The sequence below is a fragment of the Allobosea sp. P1_B10 genome, assembly GCF_056406735.1.
In genome coordinates, this window is sequence record NZ_JBFTZP010000008.1 from 336,688 (window position 1) to 356,114 (window position 19,427).

Annotated in this window: 15 protein-coding genes; 2 read left to right on the forward strand and 13 right to left on the reverse strand. The window is 65.9% G+C overall.

What is annotated here, in order from left to right:
* Positions 1-2 precede the first annotated feature (2 nt).
* On the forward strand, positions 3-1,322 hold the full coding sequence (locus tag AC1D2L_RS18110) for an HlyD family type I secretion periplasmic adaptor subunit (RefSeq protein ID WP_476847281.1): 1,320 nt from the start codon (positions 3-5) through the stop codon (positions 1,320-1,322).
* A gap of 118 nt (positions 1,323-1,440) precedes the next feature.
* On the opposite strand, the gene AC1D2L_RS18115 is transcribed toward AC1D2L_RS18110, so the two are convergent.
* From AC1D2L_RS18115 to AC1D2L_RS18145, 7 genes are all read right to left on the reverse strand, one after another.
* Positions 1,441-3,060: an ABC transporter ATP-binding protein gene (locus AC1D2L_RS18115; RefSeq protein ID WP_476847282.1), complete on the reverse strand. Its 1,620-nt coding sequence runs from the start codon at positions 3,058-3,060 to the stop codon at positions 1,441-1,443.
* The gene (locus AC1D2L_RS18120; protein ID WP_476847336.1) at positions 3,057-3,950 is read right to left on the reverse strand and encodes an ABC transporter permease; all 894 of its coding nucleotides are present in this window, start codon (positions 3,948-3,950) and stop codon (positions 3,057-3,059) included. Before AC1D2L_RS18120 ends, AC1D2L_RS18115 begins: the two co-directional genes overlap by 4 nt.
* Positions 3,951-3,979: 29 nt before the next feature.
* Positions 3,980-4,921 carry an ABC transporter permease gene (locus AC1D2L_RS18125; RefSeq protein WP_476847283.1) on the reverse strand — a complete coding sequence of 314 codons (942 nt, stop codon included), beginning with the start codon at positions 4,919-4,921 and terminating at the stop codon, positions 3,980-3,982.
* A gap of 157 nt (positions 4,922-5,078) precedes the next feature.
* Entirely contained in the window at positions 5,079-6,647 is a 1,569-nt protein-coding gene (locus AC1D2L_RS18130) for an ABC transporter substrate-binding protein (protein ID WP_476847284.1), read from the reverse strand.
* Positions 6,648-6,761: 114 nt separating this feature from the next.
* On the reverse strand, positions 6,762-7,898 hold the full coding sequence (locus AC1D2L_RS18135) for a M20/M25/M40 family metallo-hydrolase (RefSeq protein ID WP_476847285.1): 1,137 nt from the start codon (positions 7,896-7,898) through the stop codon (positions 6,762-6,764).
* A gap of 210 nt (positions 7,899-8,108) precedes the next feature.
* A complete protein-coding gene (locus AC1D2L_RS18140) occupies positions 8,109-9,269 on the reverse strand; it encodes a M20 aminoacylase family protein (protein ID WP_476847286.1) in 1,161 nt (386 codons plus the stop codon).
* A 29-nt stretch (positions 9,270-9,298) separates the two neighbouring features.
* Entirely contained in the window at positions 9,299-10,798 is a 1,500-nt protein-coding gene (locus AC1D2L_RS18145) for a M81 family metallopeptidase (protein WP_476847287.1), read from the reverse strand.
* Positions 10,799-11,061: 263 nt separating this feature from the next.
* On the opposite strand from AC1D2L_RS18145, the gene AC1D2L_RS18150 reads away from it, so the two are divergent.
* On the forward strand, positions 11,062-11,463 hold the full coding sequence (locus AC1D2L_RS18150; protein ID WP_476847288.1) for a c-type cytochrome: 402 nt from the start codon (positions 11,062-11,064) through the stop codon (positions 11,461-11,463).
* 60 nt (positions 11,464-11,523) lie between these two features.
* Here the strand turns inward: AC1D2L_RS18150 and AC1D2L_RS18155 are convergent, their stop codons facing one another.
* The 6 genes from AC1D2L_RS18155 to AC1D2L_RS18180 all read right to left on the reverse strand — a co-directional run bounded on the left by AC1D2L_RS18155 (position 11,524) and on the right by AC1D2L_RS18180 (position 19,289).
* Positions 11,524-12,492 (reverse strand): succinylglutamate desuccinylase/aspartoacylase family protein, encoded by a 969-nt coding sequence (locus AC1D2L_RS18155; RefSeq protein ID WP_476847289.1) that lies wholly within the window; start codon positions 12,490-12,492, stop codon positions 11,524-11,526.
* Positions 12,493-12,526: 34 nt separating this feature from the next.
* Complete coding sequence (locus AC1D2L_RS18160) at positions 12,527-13,348, reverse strand: ABC transporter permease (RefSeq protein WP_476847290.1); 822 nt, start codon at positions 13,346-13,348, stop codon at positions 12,527-12,529.
* 14 nt (positions 13,349-13,362) lie between these two features.
* Positions 13,363-14,298 carry an ABC transporter permease gene (locus AC1D2L_RS18165; protein ID WP_476847291.1) on the reverse strand — a complete coding sequence of 312 codons (936 nt, stop codon included), beginning with the start codon at positions 14,296-14,298 and terminating at the stop codon, positions 13,363-13,365.
* A gap of 67 nt (positions 14,299-14,365) precedes the next feature.
* Positions 14,366-15,958 carry an ABC transporter substrate-binding protein gene (locus tag AC1D2L_RS18170; RefSeq protein ID WP_476847292.1) on the reverse strand — a complete coding sequence of 531 codons (1,593 nt, stop codon included), beginning with the start codon at positions 15,956-15,958 and terminating at the stop codon, positions 14,366-14,368.
* 122 nt (positions 15,959-16,080) lie between these two features.
* Positions 16,081-17,712, reverse strand: a complete 1,632-nt coding sequence (locus AC1D2L_RS18175) for an amidohydrolase (RefSeq protein WP_476847293.1) — start codon at positions 17,710-17,712, stop codon at positions 16,081-16,083.
* An 89-nt stretch (positions 17,713-17,801) separates the two neighbouring features.
* Positions 17,802-19,289: a M81 family metallopeptidase gene (locus AC1D2L_RS18180; protein ID WP_476847294.1), complete on the reverse strand. Its 1,488-nt coding sequence runs from the start codon at positions 19,287-19,289 to the stop codon at positions 17,802-17,804.
* Positions 19,290-19,427 lie beyond the last annotated feature (138 nt).

The following is a 19,427-nucleotide window of genomic DNA, read 5'->3' on the forward strand; positions in this document are numbered from 1 at the left end:
CCATGAGCAGCCTCGTCATCGCCGCGCCACCTGCAGCCAGCGCCGACTGGCAGCGCCCGCTCCGGCGAGGCGGCGCGGCCGGCATCTTCGCGCTCATCGGCCTGCTTGGTTGGGCGACTCTGGCCCCGCTCGATTCAGCCGTGGTGGCGCCCGGCCTCGTCGCCGTCGAGGGCGGCCGCCAGGTCGTGCAGCATCTCGAAGGTGGCATTATCCGCGCTATCCATGTCCGCGACGGCCAGTCCGTCCAGGCAGGGGAACTGCTGTTCGTTCTCGACGACACGCAGGCGCGCGCGACCCTCGACACGCTGTCTGCACAGCTCGACATCCTGACCGCACGCGAGCACCGGCTCCTCGCCGAGCGCATCAAGGCGCAGGCAGTCGCTTTTCCGGCCGCCCTCCTCGCCAAACCCGACGCCCCGATCCAGCGCGCTATCGCCGATGAGAGCGCCAATTTCCGCGAGCGCGCCGATCTCCGAAAAGTCCAGAACGAGGTGCTGCTGAACAGGATCGCGAGCTTCAGGCGTGAGATCGACGGCTTGTCGTCGGAGCAGACGGCGAGTGAACGCCAATTGGAGCTGATCGACCAGGAACTGCCCGGGCTCAACAGCCTGAGGGCGCGCGGGCTGGTCTCGGTCTCGCGCGTTTCGGCGCTGGAACGCGAGCGCGCCCGGCTGACGGCCGTCATAGCCCGGTCGATCACCGACAGCGCCAAGGCAGAACGCAGCATCGGCGAGGTCGAGCTGCAGGTCGTGCAGGGTGACGTCGAATTCCAGCGCCAGTTGGTCGCCGACCTGATCGATACCCGCCGCCAGATCGCGGAACTCGACGAGAAGGCCGGAGTTGCGCGCGACGTCCTGGGACGGCTCGAGGTCAGGGCGCCGCTGGCCGGCGTCGTGCAAGCGCGAAGATTTGCCACCATTGGCGCGGTTGCGCGGCCCGGCGACATCCTGGTCGAGATCGCGCCTGTCGAACAGAACATGGTGATCCGCGCCCAGTTCGACCCCCGTGATATCGACCTGCTGCGTATCGGCCAGCGCAGCGAGATCCGCTTTCCGAACTTCAAGACCTCGGAGGCCCCGGTCCTGTTCGGCACGGTGCGCGCGCTTTCGAACGACAGGATTCAGGACCCTGCCAATCCCGCCAGCAGCTATTTCTTCGTCGAGGTGGAGGCCGACGCCACCACGCTTCCCGGAGCGCTGCGCAGCCGCATCCGCGCAGGCATGGCAGCCGAGATCATCGTGCCCACCGGCGAGAGGTCTGCCGCAAGCTACGTTCTGCAACCCCTGACGGATCGCCTGAGGCAATCCTTTCGCGAGCGATAGAGGTTGGGCTGGTGGCTGCAAGCCCACCCGTCATTGCGAGCGAAGCGAAGCAATCCAGAACCGCAGCACTCGACGCCCAGCTGGATTGCTTCGCTTTGCTCGCAATGACGACAAAGGCTCAGCCCTCGCCGACGCCAAACTCCCGTCCCGGCGCGGCGTCGATCAGCGCGCGCGTGTAGTCATGCGCCGGGGCGGAAAACACCTGCCCGGTCTCGCCCTGCTCGACCACGAGCCCCTTCTCCATCACCACGATCCGGTCGCAGATCTGGGCCGCAACTCGCAGATCATGGGTTATGAACAGGATCGCCAGGTTGAAGCGCTCCTGCACATCGGCCAGCAACGCCAGAACCTGCTTCTGCACGGAGACGTCGAGCGCAGAGACCGCCTCGTCCGCGATCAGGATTTCGGGCTCCATGGCGAGCGCACGCGCGATCGCGACACGCTGGCGCTGCCCGCCCGAGAACTGGTGCGGATAGCGCTCCAACGCGTTGGGCTGCAGTCCCACCAACGCCATCAGGTCGCGGGCTCGCGCCATCGCATCAGCCGGGCTCAGGCCGAAATTGACGGGTCCCTCGATGATCGAATCGCCCACTGTCCGACGCGGATTGAGCGACCGATACGGATCCTGGAACACCACCTGGATTTTCCGGCGATAAGGCCGCAGGCGGCGCTCTGGCAGGGAGGCGATGTCGATGTCGGGCACGAGGATCGCGCCCTCGGATGGCGCCATCAGCCTGGCGATGCAGCGCGCAACGGTCGTCTTGCCGGAACCGGATTCGCCGACGATCCCAACCGTCTCGCCGCGCCGGATCCTGATATCGACGGCCTGCGCGGCCTGGACGGCCCGCTCCTTCTTGAACAGGCTCTTGCTGCGATAGGTCTTAGCCAGGCCCACGGTTTCCAGCGCGACCGTGCCGAGCACCGGCTTGCGGTCCGCCGGCGTCAGGCTCGGCACGGCTGCGATCAGCATTCGCGTATAGGGATGCTGCGGCTGCCGCAGGATCTGCTCGGCCGGGCCCTGCTCGACGACAAGGCCCTTTTCCATCACCACGACCCGGTCGGCGATCTCCGCCACCACGCCGAAATCATGGGTGATGAACAAGACGCCGGTGCCGCGCCGTCCTTGCAAGTCCGTGATCAGGCGCAGGATCTGCGCTTGCGTTGTGACGTCGAGCGCCGTTGTCGGCTCGTCGGCGATCAGGAGCGCCGGGTCGAGCACCAAAGCTGCCGCGATCATGATGCGCTGGCGCTGCCCGCCCGAAATCTGGTGGGGATAGGAGCCATGGATGCGCTCGGGATCAGGCAGGCGCATCGCCTCCATGATGCCGAGCACCTTGGCGCGGCGCTCGCCCGCATCGAGCTCGGTGTGGATGCGCAGCACCTCCTCGATCTGGTCCCCGATCGTCAGCACGGGGTTCAGCGCCGTCATCGGCTCCTGGAAGACCATGCCCATGCGGTCGCCGCGCAGTGCCCGCAGGCGCTGCGGCGTGGCGGCGAGCACATCCTCGCCCTCGAGCAGGATTTGCCCCGCAACGGGCTTCAACGCCCTTGGCAGCAGCCCCATGACGGAGAAGGCCGTGACCGACTTGCCCGATCCGGATTCGCCGACGACGCAGACGATCTCGCCTCGCCCGACCGAGAGCGAGATGCCCTCGATGGCATAAGAGCGGTCGCCGCCGCCCGGCAGGCGCACGCTCAGCCCCTTGATCTCGAGCACCGGCATCGCAGCGTCGCTCATCGGCCGGCCATCTTGGGATCGAGCGTGTCGCGCAGGCCGTCGCCGAGCATGTTCACCGCCAGCACGGTCAACCCGAGGAAAATGCCGGGATACAGGATGTTGTGCGGGAACACGCGAAAGACGTTGCGCCCTTCCGCCATGATGTTGCCCCAGGTCGGCACCTCCGGCGGAATGCCGATGCCGAGGAAGGACAGGATTGCCTCCACGAGAATGGCCGAGGCCGCGATGAAGGTGCCCTGCACGATCAGCGGCGCGATGGTGTTGGGCAAGATGTGGCGCACCATCAGCTTTGGCAGGCGCGTGCCCTGCATGATCGCCGCCTCGACATAGGGCTCCTCGCGCACCGAAAGCACGATCGAGCGCACCAACCGCACCACGCGCGGAATTTCCGGCACGATGATCGCGACGATGACCGCAGCCAGCCCTGCGCGGAACAGCGAGACCACCGCGATGGCGAGCAGGATCGACGGTATCGCCATCAGCCCGTCCATGAAGCGCATGATGATGCCGTCGAGCGGCCGGACATAGCCGGCGATCAGCCCGATCACGAGCCCGATCGCGATGCTCACCGCCGCCACCGATACCGCGATCATCAGCGAGACCCGCGCGCCATAGATCACCCGGCTATAGACGTCGCGGCCGAGCGAGTCGGTGCCCATGCGGTGCTTGAAGGTCGTGGTCGTGCCGTCATCGGCGCGGATCTGGCGCTCGATGCCCGGCACGCGGTTGCGCGCGCTGGGATTGATGCCGGCGGGGTCGATCGTGCCCAGAAACGGCGCGAGCAGGCCTATCAGCGCCATGATCAGCAGCACGGTGCCGCCGATCAGCACGGCGGGGTTGTGCGCGAGGCGGCGCATCACCTGGGTCCGCGGGCGGGCGACCTCGTCCAGGACCGGGGCGATCAGGCTTGGCTCGGCGCTCAATAGCGGATCCTCGGGTCGAACAGGCAATAGGCGAGGTCGATGCCGAGATTGATCACGACATAGACCACCGAGAACAGCAGGATCACCGCCTGGATCGTCGGGTAGTCGCGCGCCAGCACCGCATCGACGGTGAGCCGTCCGAGGCCGGGGATCGCGAACACGCTCTCGGTCACCACCACGCCGCCGATCAGCAACGCGATGCCGATGCCGACCACGGTGACGATCGGCACCGCGGCGTTCTTCAGCGCATGCCGGAACAGGATCTTGCGCTCGACCTGCCCCTTGGCGCGGGCGGTGCGGATGTAGTCCTCGCTCAACACCTCGAGCACGCTCGCCCGCGTCATCCGCGCAATCAGGGCGATGTAGATCACCGACAGCGTGACGGAGGGCAGGATCAGGCGCTGGATATAGCCACCGAACCCGCCCGACAGCGGCTGGTAGCCCTGCACCGGGAACCAGCCCAGCGTGATCGCAAAAATGTAGATCAGCAGGTAGCCGATGACGAAGACCGGCACCGAGAAGCCCAGCACCGAAAACCCCATCACGACACGGTCGATCCAGGAGCCGTGCTTGTAGGCGGCGAGCACGCCGAGCGGGATCGCGACCGAGATCGCAATCAGCATGGTCAGGAACGCCAGCGACAGCGTCGGCTCGATCCGCCCCAGGATCAATTCGCCGATGGTCTTCTTGAAAAAGAAGCTCTCGCCGAGATTGCCCTGCAGCAGGTTGGCGGCCCAGATCCCGAACTGCGCGACGATGGGCTGGTCGAGCCCAAGCTTGGCCCGGATCGCCTCGATCTGCTGGGTCGAGGCGTTGTCGCCGGCGATCACAGCCGCGGGGTCGCCGGGCGTCAACCGCAGCATCAGGAAGACCAGCACCGCGACGATCAGCAGCACGGGGATCGTCGCGAGCAGGCGTCGGAGGATATAGCCGAGCATCAGGCTTCTTTCCAGACGTCGGGTTCAAGCCGCCACGTCATTGCGAGCGTAAGCGAAGCAATCCGGCATCGTAGAGCTCCTCGCCCCTCTGGATTGCTTCGTCGCACTGCTCCTCGCAATGACGGCTGAGCGCAACCGGAAGCCAATTGCATCCGCCTCACTTCTTCTCGACATTCCAGAACACCGGCGCAGCCGCCGTCAGGATGCCGCTGATGTTCGGGCGGGTCGCGATCGGCACCGTGTACTGGCCGAGATGGATGTGGGTGACGACCTCGCGCCAGCGCAGCTGCACGGCTTCCGTTATCGCCTTCTGCTTGGCCGGATCGGTCTCGCGCGCGAAGTCGTCGCGCAGCTTCTCCATCTGCTCGTCGCAGGGCCAGCCGAAGGCGGCCTTGTCGCAGCTCGCATTGAAGAAGCCGGCCATCACCGGGTTGAGCACGTCCGCCGAGACCCACGCCGTCAGCATCGCGTTCCAGCCACCATCGCTCACCGGCGTCTTGCGCACGCGCCGCGCCACCACCGACTGCCAGTCGGAGGACTGCATGTCGACCTTGAAGCCGCCCTTCTCCATCAACTGTTTGGCGACGGGAGCCAGATTGGTCAGAGATTGCAGGTCGGTCGAGTGCAGCAGCACGACCGGCGTGCCGTCATAGCCGGCCTCCTTCAGGAGCTCCTGCGACTTCTTGAAGTTGGACTCCAGGAGCCCGTCCATGCCGGCCTCGGTCGCCAGTGGCGAGCCGCAGATGAACATGGCCTTGCAGGTCTTGTAGTAGTCGGGATTGCCCACGACCGCGTCGAGAAAATCCTTTTGGTTCAGCGCATAGGTCAGCGCCTGACGGATTTTCGGGTTGTCGAAGGGCTTGATCGTGTGGTTGGGGCGCAGCGTGTATTGCAGCCCCAGTGGATTGTAGTCGAACAGCTTGATCGCCTTGTCGGCCTTGAGCAGCGGGATCAGGTCGAAAGAGGGCTGCTCGATCATGTCGATCTCGCCGGCGAGCAGGGCGTTGACCGCCTGCTGCTGGTCGGACACCGCCAGCCACTCGATACGGTCGATCTTGGCGACCTTGCCGCCTGCCAGCCCCGATGCCGGCTCGGAGCGCGGCTTGTAGTCCTTGAACTTGGTGTAGACGATCTTGTCGCCGGGCTTCCATTCGTCGGTCTTGAGCACGAAGGGGCCCGAGCCGATGAATTCGGAGATCTGCGTGTTAGGGTCGGTCTCCGCCACGCGCTTGGGCATCATGAACGGCACGTTCGACGACGGCTTTCCGAGGCCGAAGATCAGCAGGCCGGTCGGCGACTTCAGCTTGACGGTGAAGCTCTTGGCATCATCGATCACCATCGCGTCGACGAAGGTCATCAGCTTCTGGCCGATCGGGTCGCGCGCAGACCAGCGCTTGATCGAGGCGACGCAGTCCTCGGCGGTGACCGGCTTGCCGTCATGCCAGAGAAGGCCGTCGCGCAGGGTAAACTTGTAGGTCAGCTTGTCCGGGGATTCCGTGAAGCTCTCGACCATCTGCGGCTTGACCTCGCCCTTCTCGTCAAGGGCGAAGAGCGTGTCGTAGATCATGTAGCCGTGGTTGCGAACGATGTAGGCCGTCGTCCAGATGGGATCGACGATCTTGACGTCGGAATGCATGACGACCTTCATCGTCGTCTGTGCCTGCAGGGCAGACATGCTGGCCGCCAGGGCAGCCGCAGCGACGAAGACCTTCCAACGCAATGCCATCGATCTCTCCCTGACCCGTTTCAGCGTCTGGTCACGCGCTGATTACATGCACGCCCTGTGCCAGACGCAAGGTCATGGTCCCGCGAAACCGCCGGGAATGTCAACGGATCGAGATCAGGCCGACAGTCTCGCAAGCAAACCAGCCAGGAGGCGCGTGCGCTGGACGAGGCTGTCCACCTCGATATGCTCCTCCAGCGTATGATAACCAGCGCCGAGCAGCCCGAGCCCGTCGAGCGAGGCGATCCCCTCCGCCCCGGTGAAATTGGCATCCGAGCCGCCGCCGGCCGAGGCGTGCTCCATCTCGAAGCCTATCTCCTTGGCGATGTCGCGCGCGACCCGAAACAGCCGCAGCGTCGCCTCATCGGGCTCCCAGACCGGCCGCGTCACGCCGCGCGTCACGGTGAAGCGCGTGCCGTCGGGATTGGCGGCCGTCAGCGCCAGCATGCGCTCGACGCCACGGTCGAGGTCGGACTGGCGCTTGGCCATGCTCAGCGCCTCGGCCTGGCAGGTCGTGGCGACGCAATTGACCCATTGCCCGCCATGGATGACGCCGACGCTGAAGGTGCAGTCGTCATCGGTCATGGCCTCAATCGCGAGCAGTTGGCGCGCCATCAGGTTGATCGCCGAGCGGCCATCCTTGAGCGTCGAGCCGGCATGGCTCGGGCGGCCCTGCGCCAGCAGGTCGAAGCGCGCGATCGCGTATCGCCCGGTGACCACGCCGTTACCGGGGCGGCCGGGCTCCGGAACCAGGATGTAGCGATGCCGGCGGGCCTGCTCCATGATCAGTTCGCGCGTGCCGGGGCTGCCGATCTCCTCATCGGAGGTGTAGAGCACGCTGACCGGCAGCGGCGTCTCGATGCCCGCCTTGGCGAGCGCGACGATGGCCTGCAGCCCGGCATAGGCCCCGCTCTTCATGTCCAGGATGCCCGGCCCGTAGCAGCGCCCGCCCTCGCGCCGGAACGGCAGCGCCTCGAGCGTGCCCACCGGATGCACGGTGTCGAGATGCGACATCACCAGGATACCGGGTTCGCCCTGGCGTGGATGCGGGAAATCGCCGCGCAGGCAATCGCCCAGGCCCGGAGGGCCGGGAAAGCGCGTCACGGTCGCACCCGCTTCTTTCAGATCGGCCTCGACGAGGTCCATCATCCGATTGACGGCTGCGGGATCGAAGGTCGGGCTTTCGCACTCGACCCAGCGCCTGAGGCCATCGAGCAGCGTGTCTGTGTCGAACGGCAGGTCGATCGCATTCATAGCCGAGGCACTTTCTGTTCGAGATTTGCTCAGGCGACCGTCACGCCGGTCCCGACTGGACGCCCACACCCTCGTCGTCATCCCGGACGCAGCGAAGTGGAGATCCGGGATCCATTCCAGAACGCCGATCGGTTGGGGTCCGGAGTGGATCCCGGGTCTCCCGGCGGTCGCCCGGGATGACAGCGCATTCGGACGGATGGCGCATCCGGTTCACGCTGCCAGCCGGCTCTCCACGAGCCGCGCCAGCAGGCTCGCGCCCACCGGAAGGATGCCGTCGTCGAGCACGAAGCCGGGATTGTGCACCGGCACATTGCCGGCATGGCCGACCCAGAGATAGGCGCCGGGCACGGCGCGCAGCATGTCGGCAAAGTCCTCGCTGCCCATCACCGGCTTGACGTCGGTGAGCACATTGGCGTCGCCGACGATCTCGCGCGCCACGGCGGCGGCCGCTTCCGCCTGCGGGCCGTGGTTCACCAGCACGTCGAAGATCGAGCGGATATCGACATCGATCTCGACGCCGAAGGTCAGCGCCATGCCGGCCGAGATCTCGCGCATGCGCTGGCGGATCAGCGCGCCGATCTCGGGCGAGAAGGTGCGGATGGTGCCCGCCAGCGCCGCCTCGTTGGGGATGACGTTATAGGCTGAGCCCGCATGGATCTGCGTGATCGAGAGCACCGAGGCCTCGCGCGGATCGGCATTGCGGCTGACGATGGTCTGCAGTGCGGCTGCCAGCGAGATCGCGACCACGACCGGGTCGCGGCCCATATGCGGCATCGCGCCATGCGCGCCACGGCCGGTGATCTTGATGTCGAAGAAATCGGCGCCCGCCATCGCCGGGCCCGGGAAAACCGAGATCTGGCCAGGATCGAGATTGGGCGCGTTGTGCAGGCCGTAGATCTCGTCGCAAGGGAAGCGCTCGAACAGCTTGTCGGCGATCATCGCGCGCGCGCCGCCAAGGCCTTCTTCCGCCGGCTGGAATACGAACACCGCCGTGCCGGTGAAATCGCGGTTCTCGGCGAGGTAGCGTGCGGCGCCCAGCAGCATGGTGGTGTGGCCGTCATGGCCGCAGGCATGGTTGCGGCCCGGAATGGTGGAGCGCCAGGGCAGATTAGTCGTCTCCTCCATCGGCAGCGCGTCCATGTCAGCACGCAGGCCGATGCGCTTGCCCGGGCCGCCCTTGCCCTCGAGGATGCCGACCACGCCGGTGCCGCCGATGCCGCGATGCACCTCGATGCCCCACTCGGCCAGCTTCTCGGCGACGATGCCCGAGGTCCTGACCTCCTCGAAGCCGATCTCGGGGTGGGCATGGATGTCGCGGCGGATCGCGACGAGCTCAGGGGTGAAGGCTTCGATCTCTGGCAATGTGGGCACGAGAAACTCTCCTGAACGAAAGGCGGCTGTCAGCCGAAGACGGGGCCGAGCGGCGCGGTGCGGATGCCGGCGCGCAGATAGCGCCAGGGCAGCGCGGACGGGTCGACCGGCATCGGGCCAGGCGCGGCGCAGACCAGGATCGTCTCGGCGATCGGCTCGAAATCGGCGCGGAAATGCACCGAGCTCTTGTTGACCAGGATCGCCTGCTCGGTCGGCTCGATCCCGACCTGCCGATACATCGCCTGGTCGGCCATCTGCGCCTTGCGCGAGCCGACGACGATGCGGACCCCACCGATGCGCAGGGCGGCCGAGGGCCCGAGATTCATTCGCGAGCCCCCGTAGAATGGGCCGGGCGCAATAAAGCGGCCGTCAGAGAGCTGCTCGACCACAAAATCGGCCTCCAGCGGCACGTCGCCGGGAATGCCCGATTTGGCGCCGAGCGACACCCTGATCGTCGCGCCGACGCCCGCCGCATGGGCGGCGGCCGCAGCCGCCGCGTCGACGATGACACCGACCGCAGCGCGCTGCGCATCGTTGCGCACCAGCGCATGGACCATGCCCATCGTGTCGGAATCGCCGCCGGCGCCGGGGTTGTCCTGCGTGTCGGCGATCACGATCGGCTTGCTGGCGCGGGCCGAGAGCGCCATCGCCTCGCGCACGCCCTCGTCGGGCTGGTAGACCCGGCCGTTGAACGCGGCTTCGCTGGCCATCACCCGCGCGGTGACGGCGTCCGCCGCGCGATCGGCATCGCCTTGCGTGGCGCCATAGGCCACGACGGTCGCGCCGCAATCGGCGAAATCGGCAGCCGGGAAGCCTGGGAGGAAGGAGAGCGTCGGCACGTTCTCGCCTTCCAGCGCGGCAAGCTCGCTATAGATCGTCTTGCAGGGCTCCATCGCGGTCGCCTGCCAGGCGATCGGAATGAGATAGGGGATCTGGCGAAACGCCTTGGCATCGCGCGTCTTCGTGCCGAGCAGGCGCTCGAGATAGACGCCGGAGCGGCGGCCGGTCTCGGCCATGTCGATATGCGGATAGGTCCTGTAGGCGACGAGCGCATCTGCGCTGTCGACCATCAACTGCGTGACATTACCGTGCAGGTCGAGGCTGGAGACCAGCGGGATATCGGGGCCGATCAGTTCGCGGACCCGGCGCAAGGTCTCGCCCTCGCCATCCTCGAAGGCCTCACTGACCATCGCACCATGGAGATCGAGATAGACGCCGTCGAAGGGCATCGCGGCCTTCAGGCTCGCCAGCATCTCCGCCATGATCTCCTCGAAGGCCGCCGCTGTGACATGGGCAGAGGGGCTCGCCGCGCACCACAGGGTCGGCACCAGCGTCCAGCCTGCAGTGCGAGCATGCGCGACGAAGCCGGCAGCACCGACATTGACGTTGTCCACGGCGGCGAAGATCGCCTCGCCCCTGGCGAGGCTTGGCCAGCCGCCGCCTTGCAGGAAGGCCTCCATGCCGGCCTTGCTCGGTGCAAAGGTGTTGGTTTCGTGCAGGAAGCCGCCGAAGGCGATGCGCGGTGACATGGCGTGCTGATTTCCGACCGTGGCAGGGACCGGCAGGTAACCATGCCCCGCCGAGCCGGCCAAGGATCAAATCCGGAGGCAGCGCCTGCAGCGCAGGCATGACGGCTGACACGCCATAGGCGCTACTCCGGCTCGAGCAGGCAGGGTTCGCGCGGCAAGATGACGCCGGTCACATCTGCGCGCGACAGCTTCGCCAAATCGGCCGTCTGCGGTTAGACTAATTCGCAAGGACCCAGGGGTCAGCTAGCAGCCAAGGAAGCACCATGAAAGCGCTCACTCTCGCGAAGGCCGTCACCCTGGCCGGACTGATTGCGGCCAGCCATGCCCTCCCCGCCGCCGCTCAGGACGTGGGCGCAGGCGAGCGCTCCTGGAACAAGTGCCGCGCCTGCCACCAGATCGGCGAAGGGGCCAAAAACCTGGTCGGCCCGCAACTTAACGGGCTGATTGGCCGCCATTCCGGCGCCGTCGAGGGCTACAGCTATTCCGCCGCCAACAAGAACTCCGGCATCACCTGGGACGAGGCCGTGTTCGCCGAGTACATCAGGGATCCCAAGGCCAAGATCCCCGGCACCAAGATGGTTTTCGCCGGCATCAAGAACGAGAAGGAGGTCGCGGATCTCACCGCGTTCCTCAAGCAGTTCGACAAGGACGGCAAGAAGCTCTGAGCGTCCAGATATCATCGTCCCGGGCCAGCGCGCAGGCCCGGGACGAGGGTACGTATGCGCTTAGACGCGGCGCGCGCTGGTCTCGCCGAGATACATCAGCGGCTCGCCAGGCTTGGCCTTGCGATGCGGGAAGATCGCCATCGAGTCGTTCTGGGCGAGGACGAGTTCGCCGCCAGCGCGACGCGCAACCGCCTGGCCCGCCTTGACCGTGTCGCCGGTGGTCCAGTCGCCCTCGACCTGGTCCCCGTCCCGCTCGCACATCACGAGCTGCTTCATGTGGATCACGCGCGGCGTCACGAGTGTCACAGGCGCATCGTCGATCAGCCCGAGATGCGACAGCGCGTTGCGGATCGCGATATAGCCGACCTCGATAGAGGCGGGATCGTCATGCTGGCCGCATTCCAGCGTCACCGCATAGCCGCCGACCGAGCGCATGTATTCGGTCGTCCCGATCCCTTCCGTCACCGGCAGGCGGGGCAGGTCGAGCTGTTCGCAAGCCTTGATCTGGGCCGCGTAGATGTCGAGCCAGCCATGGATCAGCAGGTCGGTGCCGAGGCTTGCGGCGAAGGCTGCCTCAGCCGAGCCGTGGCGGAACGGCTCGAGATCGCCATCATTATTGTCTGGACCGAAGAAGACGAAGGGCTCGCGACCCTCGCTAAACGAATGGACGTCGAGCAGGACCTCGTGCTCGCGCAGGACAGCGCAGAGCGGGTTGCCGATCCGGTCCTCGTTGTCGGAGGGGAGAGCGCGCGCGCAGAGGTTGCGATTGAGGTTGCGGTCGCCGATGCGGGTGTTCTGCCGGCGCGCCTTGGGATTGGCGATCGGCAGGAAGGTCACCGTGCCGCGCCTGATGTTGATCGCGCCCGAGCGGCACTCGGCGATGATCCGCCCGATCGCCGCCGGGCCGCAGCCCTCATTGCCGTGCACGGAGCCGAGCACGAGCAGTTCTGGCCCGGTCTTCAGGCCATGGAAGCATACGCTCTCCAGGGGGCCGTCTTCATGCGGGGTCGGGGTCGGCATCGTCGTCATAGAACCGGTTCCAGTTTGAATTCAGCCGCACGCCTCACGGACGGCGGGTCTGCGATTGCGGATCGAGGATGTCGCGGAGGCCATCGCCGAGCAGGTTGAGGCCGAGCACCGTGACGAAGATGGCGAGGCCCGGGAAGACCGAAATCCACGGCGCCGTCGTGATCTGGTCGCGTGCGTCGGAGAGCATGCTGCCCCAGCTCGGGAAGGGCGGACGGATACCCAGGCCCAGGAAGGAGAGCGAGGCCTCAGCCAGCACCGCGCCGCCCATGCCCAGCGTGCCGATGACGATGATCGGGCCGGCGATATTGGGCAGGATCTGCAGCAGCATGATGCGCGTGTTGCCGCTGCCGAAGGAGCGCGCCGCCTCGACATAGCCCTGCTGCTTGATCGAAAGCGTCGCCGCCCGCGAGAGCCGGCAGGTATATGACCAGTTGGTCAGGCCAAGCGCGATCAGCAGGCTGGTCAGGCCGGGCTGCAGGATCGCCATGATGGCGAGCGCGAAGACCAGCGACGGGATCGAGAGCATCAGGTTCGTCAGCCCGTTGACGAAATCGTCCCACCAGCCGCCGAAATAGGCAGCCGACATGCCCAGCGCGACGCCGATGATCGTGTTGATCATCTGCGAGACGATGCCGACGGTCAGCGATATCCGCGCGCCGTAGAGCACGCGGCTGTAGATGTCGCGCCCCTGGGCATCGGTGCCGAACCAGAAATCGGCGCCCGGCGAGACCTCGGCGTTCATCAGGTTGGCGTCCATGACGGGGTCGGTATGCGCCAGCCAGGGCGCAAGCGTCCCGCCCACGACGACGGCAGCGAACAAGGCGCCGCCAATCCAGAGATTAGCCCGGAATTTCATCTGCTTCCCCGGTCCTAGCTATATTTGATGCGTGGATCGATCAGGGCGCAGAGCACGTCCACGATGATGTTCACGACGAGGAAGAAAAGCACGAGCAGGAGGATGCAGGCCTGCACCACCGGGATGTCGCGCAGCGAAACGCTGTCGACCAGCAGCGAACCGACGCCTGGCCAGGCAAATAGCTTCTCGATGACGACGGCACCGCCCATGATCGAGCCGAACTGCAAGCCGAGCGTGGTCAGCACGATGACCATCGCATTGCGCGCGACATGCCAGCGCATCACCCGGACCTCGCTGTTGCCCTTGGCGCGGGCGGTGCGGACGAAGTCGGCATTCATGACCTCGAGCACTGCAGCCCGTGTTGTGCGCGCCAGCAGCGCCAGCGGTGCCACACCGAGGGCGACCGCGGGCAGCACGAGATAGCGCGGATGCCCGTCGCCATAGCCGAAGCTCGGAAACCAGCCGAGCATCAGCGCGAACGCGTACATCAGCATCAGCCCGAGCCAGAACTGCGGCAGCGACAGCCCCGACACCGCGACGACCATCGATTGCATGTCGAGCCAGCCGCCGGGCTTGAGTGCCGCCAGGAAGCCGAGCGGGACCCCGAAGACAATGGCAAACAGCATCGCCGCGATCGACAATTGCAGGCTGGGCCAGATCCGCTCCGCCAGCGAATTCATCACCGGCTGGCGTGTCCGGAAGGAGGTTCCGAGATCGAGTGTCGCCAGTTTTGCGACATAACTGACGAACCGAACATGAACAGGCTCGTCGAGCCCGAATTGCTTGTTCATCCGCGCCACCTGCTCGGCATCGACGACAGCGCGGCCATCGGCCATCTGGGTCGAGGCAAAGTCGCCGGGAATGACGCTGAACATCACGAAGACGAGCCCTGCCACGGCAAGCAGGATCGGCACTGCCTGGAGCAGCCGCCGGACAATATAGGGAAGCATGGTGCACTCCTCGCCGCGCACGCCCGGCGGACTGGCCGCCGGGCGTCAGGCTAAAGCCTGATCGGGATTACTTGGCCGCCGGCGACGTGTCGTCGATCCAGAGATCCTCGTAATACTGCAAGGCGAGCTCGGTGGAGTTCGGCTGCAGGCCGTGCAGCCAGGGCTGATAGGCCATCACCGCCTTGTTGTAGTTGAAGAACCAGACCGGTGCTTCGACATACAGGATGTTGTTGGCCTTCTTGAGCAGTTCGTTGCGCTTGGCCAGATCCTCCGTCGCGCCGGCCTCGTCGATCAGCTTGTCGACTTCCGGGTTGCTGAAGGTCGTGTAGTTGCAGGCGCTGCGAGGTGTCTGCGAATAGAAGCACTTCATCTGGGTCAGCGGATCGGGTCCGGAGGTGTTGGACCAGATATAGGCCTGGAAATCGCCCTTCGCGACAATGCCGCCAAGCGCGGAGCCTTCGACCGGCTTCACCTTCACCTTGATGCCGACCTTGGCGAGCATCGGGATGGTCGCCTCGACGATCGGGATACCCCAGCTCTCGTTCGGGCTCGCGGTCCATTCGAACTCGAAGCCATCGGGATAGCCGGCTTCGGTCAGGAGCTTCTTGGCCTTCTCGGGATCGAAGGCGTAGGGCTTCAGATCCTTGTCATAGGCCGGCGAGGACAGCGGCAGCCAGCTCGAGGCGCGATAGGCCTTGTCGCGGACGAGGCGCTTGATGATCAGGTCGGCGTCGATGGCGTGGTTGATCGCCTGGCGCACGCGCTTGTCGGAGAACGGCTTGAAGCTCGGGTTCATGCCCATGTTGCGGGTGAACACCTCGGCAACCTCGAGGATGCCCTTCTTCAGGTTCGCATCGGCCTGATAGGCGACGTACTGGGTCGGGCCCAGGATCGAGACGTCGATCTCCTTGTTGCGGAAGGCGACGTCGCGCGCGGCGGCTTCGCCCATCGGGGAGATGATCAGCTTGTCGGCATAGGGCTTGCCGGGAACGTAGAACTTCTCCCACTTCTCGAACACCATGCGCGAGCCCGGGACGTGCTCGACGAACTTGAACGGACCCAGGCCGATCGGCTTGTTGAAGAAGTTCGGGTCCTGCGCCTCCTTGGCGGGAAGGATCGAGCTCGTGGCATTGCGGAACAGGAAGCCCGGATCGGTCTTCTCGATCAGGGTCATCTCGATAGTGAAGTCGTCGATCTTCTTGAGACCGGAGATCTCCTTGGCCGAGCCGTTCTGGACTTCGACCGCGCCCTTGATACGGCGGACGGCGCCTGCGCCGGGATAGTTCTTCGAACCGTCCATCAGGCGCGTATAGGTCCAGATGATGTCGTCGGCCGTCATCTTGCGACCGTTGTGGAACAGCGCGTCGTCACGCAGCTTGAAGGTGTGCGTCAGGCCATCGGCCGAGGTGGTCACGCTCTTGGCGAGTTCCAGCACCGGCTTGTTGTTGACCGAATCCCACTTGTAGAGCGAGCGATGCAGCGCATAGCCGTAGATCTCGTCCTGGATCTGGTTCGAGACATGGCTGTCATTGCTGACGAACGAGGTCGCGTAGGGCGCGGTAAAGCGGATCGTGCCGCCCTTGCGCGGCTCCTGTGCCAGTGCCGGCAGCGTGAACGCCGCCAGCGTCAGCGCCGTGGTAAGCATAAACTTCTTCAACATGAATAGTCCCCTCTACTGTTAGCCACATCGCCCTGGGCGAGCATCGCCCGGGCTGCCGCTTCGTCATGGCCGAGGCGGTTGGACCGTTGCCGGTCGTCCGCCTCTGCGCCCTCTGGACGCTTTCAGTGCGAAGCGCCGTTACGTTCAAAAACCACCTCGCCGCCCCTGATCGTCAGGTCGCAGCGCGTATCCTTCAGAATGTCGTCCGGCGCCGCGGTCAACAGGTTGCGTGAGAACACCGCGACATCGGCCAGATAGCCCGGCACGAGCCGGCCCTTCACGGCTTCCTGCTTCTGCGAGAAGGCGCCGAACTCGGTATAGGATTGCAGGGCCTGCTCGGGCGAGACGCATTCGCGCGCGTCCATCACAGTGCCGCGCCAGGTCTTGCGCGTCAGCATCGCGTGGAAATTCGGGAACGGATCGGGGTCGCAGACCGGCGCGTCGCTGCCGGCTGCCGGCTTGAGCCCGAGCTTGAACCAGGTGCCCAGCGGATAGCTCGGCAGGGCACGCTCTGGGCCGAGAACCTTCACATAGGCATCGCCGAAATCATGGATGAAGGCCTGCTGCGGGCAGGGATAGATCCCGGCCTTGATCATCCGCTCGTGCTGCTGCGGCGTCGAGAAGCCGCAATGCTCGATGCGATGGCGCCGGTCGGGATCGGGATGGGCCGCCAGCGCCTTCTCATAGGCCGTGATCAGCTGCTCGATCGCGGCATCGCCGATGGCGTGGCAGGCGAGCTGGTAGCCCTTGGCATGGGCGTCCATCACCTCGCGCTCGAGATCGGCATCCTCCTTCATGCGCACGCCCGTGTTCTCGTCGTCGCCGAGATAGGGCTTGCTCATCCAGGCGGTGCGCCCGCCGGCCGAACCGTCGAGGAAGAGCTTCACCGCGCCGATCATCAGCATGTCGTCGCCGGTGCCGGAGATCAGGCCGGCCTCGTGGCACTGAGGCACGACCGAACGGCCATCGTCACCCAGCAGCGTCAGCCAGGTCCGTACAGGCAGGCGCCCGTCGCGCTTGGCGCGCTGATAGGCGGCGATCTCGGCAAAACCGGCCTTCTGGCCCACCGCCGCGTCCATGCAGCTGGTGATACCCAGCGACAGCAGGTATTTGCCGCCGCGCTCGATACCCGCGATCAGCTCTTCCTCGCTGGGCTCCGGGATGGCGGCGCGCACCTTGTCGCAACCGTTCTCGGCCAGCATGCCCGTCAGGCGGCCGTTCTGCTGCTCGATCAGGCCGCCGGGAGGTGGTGCCGTGGTCTCGTCGATGCCGGCCGCGGCGAGCGCCGCCGAGTTGCAGATCCAGATATGGCCGCAGGCGCGCACCAGCACGACGGGGTTGTTCGGCGAGGCCCTGTCCAGTTCCTCGCGATAGGGGTGCCGGCCGACATCGAGCTTTGTCTGGTCATAGCCGCGCGACATGATCCACTCGCCGGGCTTTGCCGTGGCCGCGCGGGCCGCGAGGGCGCCGAGCAGGGCGTCGAGCGTGGGCGCGGCGGCCGGCTTGGAATCGACCCAGTTCATGGTCATGCCGAGCGAGATCAGATGGAGATGGGAATCGTTCAGGCCCGGCGTCGCGAGCCGGCCCTGGAGGTCGATGACCCGTGTCCCGGGGCCGACCAGCGCCGCGATTTCGGCGTCGGGGCCGGCCGCGAGCACGCGGCCCTGCCAGAGCGCCAGCGCCTCGACGGTGCCATCCTCGTAGCCGCACCAGATCGGGCCGTTCCTCAGAACGATATCGGCATGCACGCTCATCGGCGTAACCCGCTGGCGCGGTCGCTGGCCTTGGTCATCGTGTTCCTCCTGTAGCCTTGTCGCCGCCGGCGCTTGATGGCCGGTCGTGGTCAGATGTCGTCGAGAGGGTAGATCGGCCGGCGCACCTTACGGTACGGACGCTCCTTGAAGTTACGGGTGCACAGCGCCCCAGTGTCCACTTCCACGACCTCGCGCGCAATGGGTTCGAAGGCAGCGCGGAAATGCTGCATGGATTTGACGATCAGCGTCGATTTCCGCGTCGGATCGACGCCGAGCGAGGTGAACTGGGCGAGATCCGTCGCCTGGCCGTTATGGGTGATCACGATGATCTCGACATCGTCGACCCGCAGAAGAGCCGAAAGCCCGTAATTGCGCCAGACGCCGCCCGCCATCGGGCCGTAGCACATGAAGTGGCCGTCGGTCAGCGCCACGACATGAGCGTCGAGGTCGAGCGGCGCGCCGCCCATCGACGGGTCCATCTTGCCACCGAGCTTCAGCCGGACACGGTTGCCGACGCCCGCTGCCCGGGCGGCGAGCGCAGCCTCGGGATCGCGAATCGCGTGGAAGCCGACATTCTTCAGCCCGGCATCGAGCACGGCGCGCAGGAGATTGGTGGCATCGCCATAGGCGCCACCGCCCGGATTGTCGGAATAGTCCGAGATCACCAGCGGCTTGCCGCCGGACAGGCCACCGGCGGTCGCCTCGCCAGCCTTCGCCTTGGCGATGGCCTCGGCAAGCGGGGTCATGCTGATCGAGGAGAAATGCCGCTGCTCCCAGGCGTAGTCCATCATCTCTTCGGAGACGGCCTGCGCCTTGGCGCGGTCATTGGCGGTGACGACGACGGAGGGGCCGATATCGTGCACGTCCGCCGAGGAGAAGCCGGCCTGGATGCTGACGACCAGCGCGTCGCCGGCGGCCTCGATCGCGTCGGCGCGGCGCAGCAGTTCCTTGAAGGGCGGCGAGCTCGTACGGCCGCCATCGAGCGCGTAGAGGATCGGGCGGCGCGCAACCGCGCAGACCGGGCTGATCTCGCCCGCCATCGCCTTTTCGAGCAACTCGGCCCCCTGCCAGGTCCGCTCATACATGTCGATATGCGGATAGGTCCGGTAGGAGATCAGCGCATTGGCGTTGTCGGCCATGAGCTGCGTCAGTGTCGCGTGCAGGTCGAGCACGGCGACGACCGGGATCGCGGGCCCGATGCGCTTGCGCAACCGGGCAAGCAGTTCGCCCTCGCCGTCATCGGAGCTTTCGGTCGCCATGGCGCCGTGGAGATGCAGCAGCACCCCGTCGACCCCGTCAGCGGCGTCGACGATCAGCCCTGCAAACAGCTCAAAGGCCGCGTCGGTGACGCGGCCTGAAGGGTTGGCGTGGGCAGTGAGTGGATGAACGGCGGTCCAGCCGAACTTGTCGGCGGCCTCGAATGCGGCGCCCAGCGAGGTCCGCGTACCGCGAAACGCCTGCACCACTTCATTGCCGAGATAGACCCGTGCATTGCGGAAAACCGTCTCATCCGTGAGCTGGACACTGAACGTGTTCGTCTCATGCATGAATTCCGCGATCAGTACGCGTTTAGCCATCAATCCCCCTAGATCGGTCCATTTGAGCCCGGATCGTTGCGGCTCTTGTGGCCGATTGTCCGGGTTCTTGTAAATTCCGCTGTCGCATATGCTCCCCGCATCAGGGCGCTTGCCCATGCGGGGAGGTTATGCTCGCGA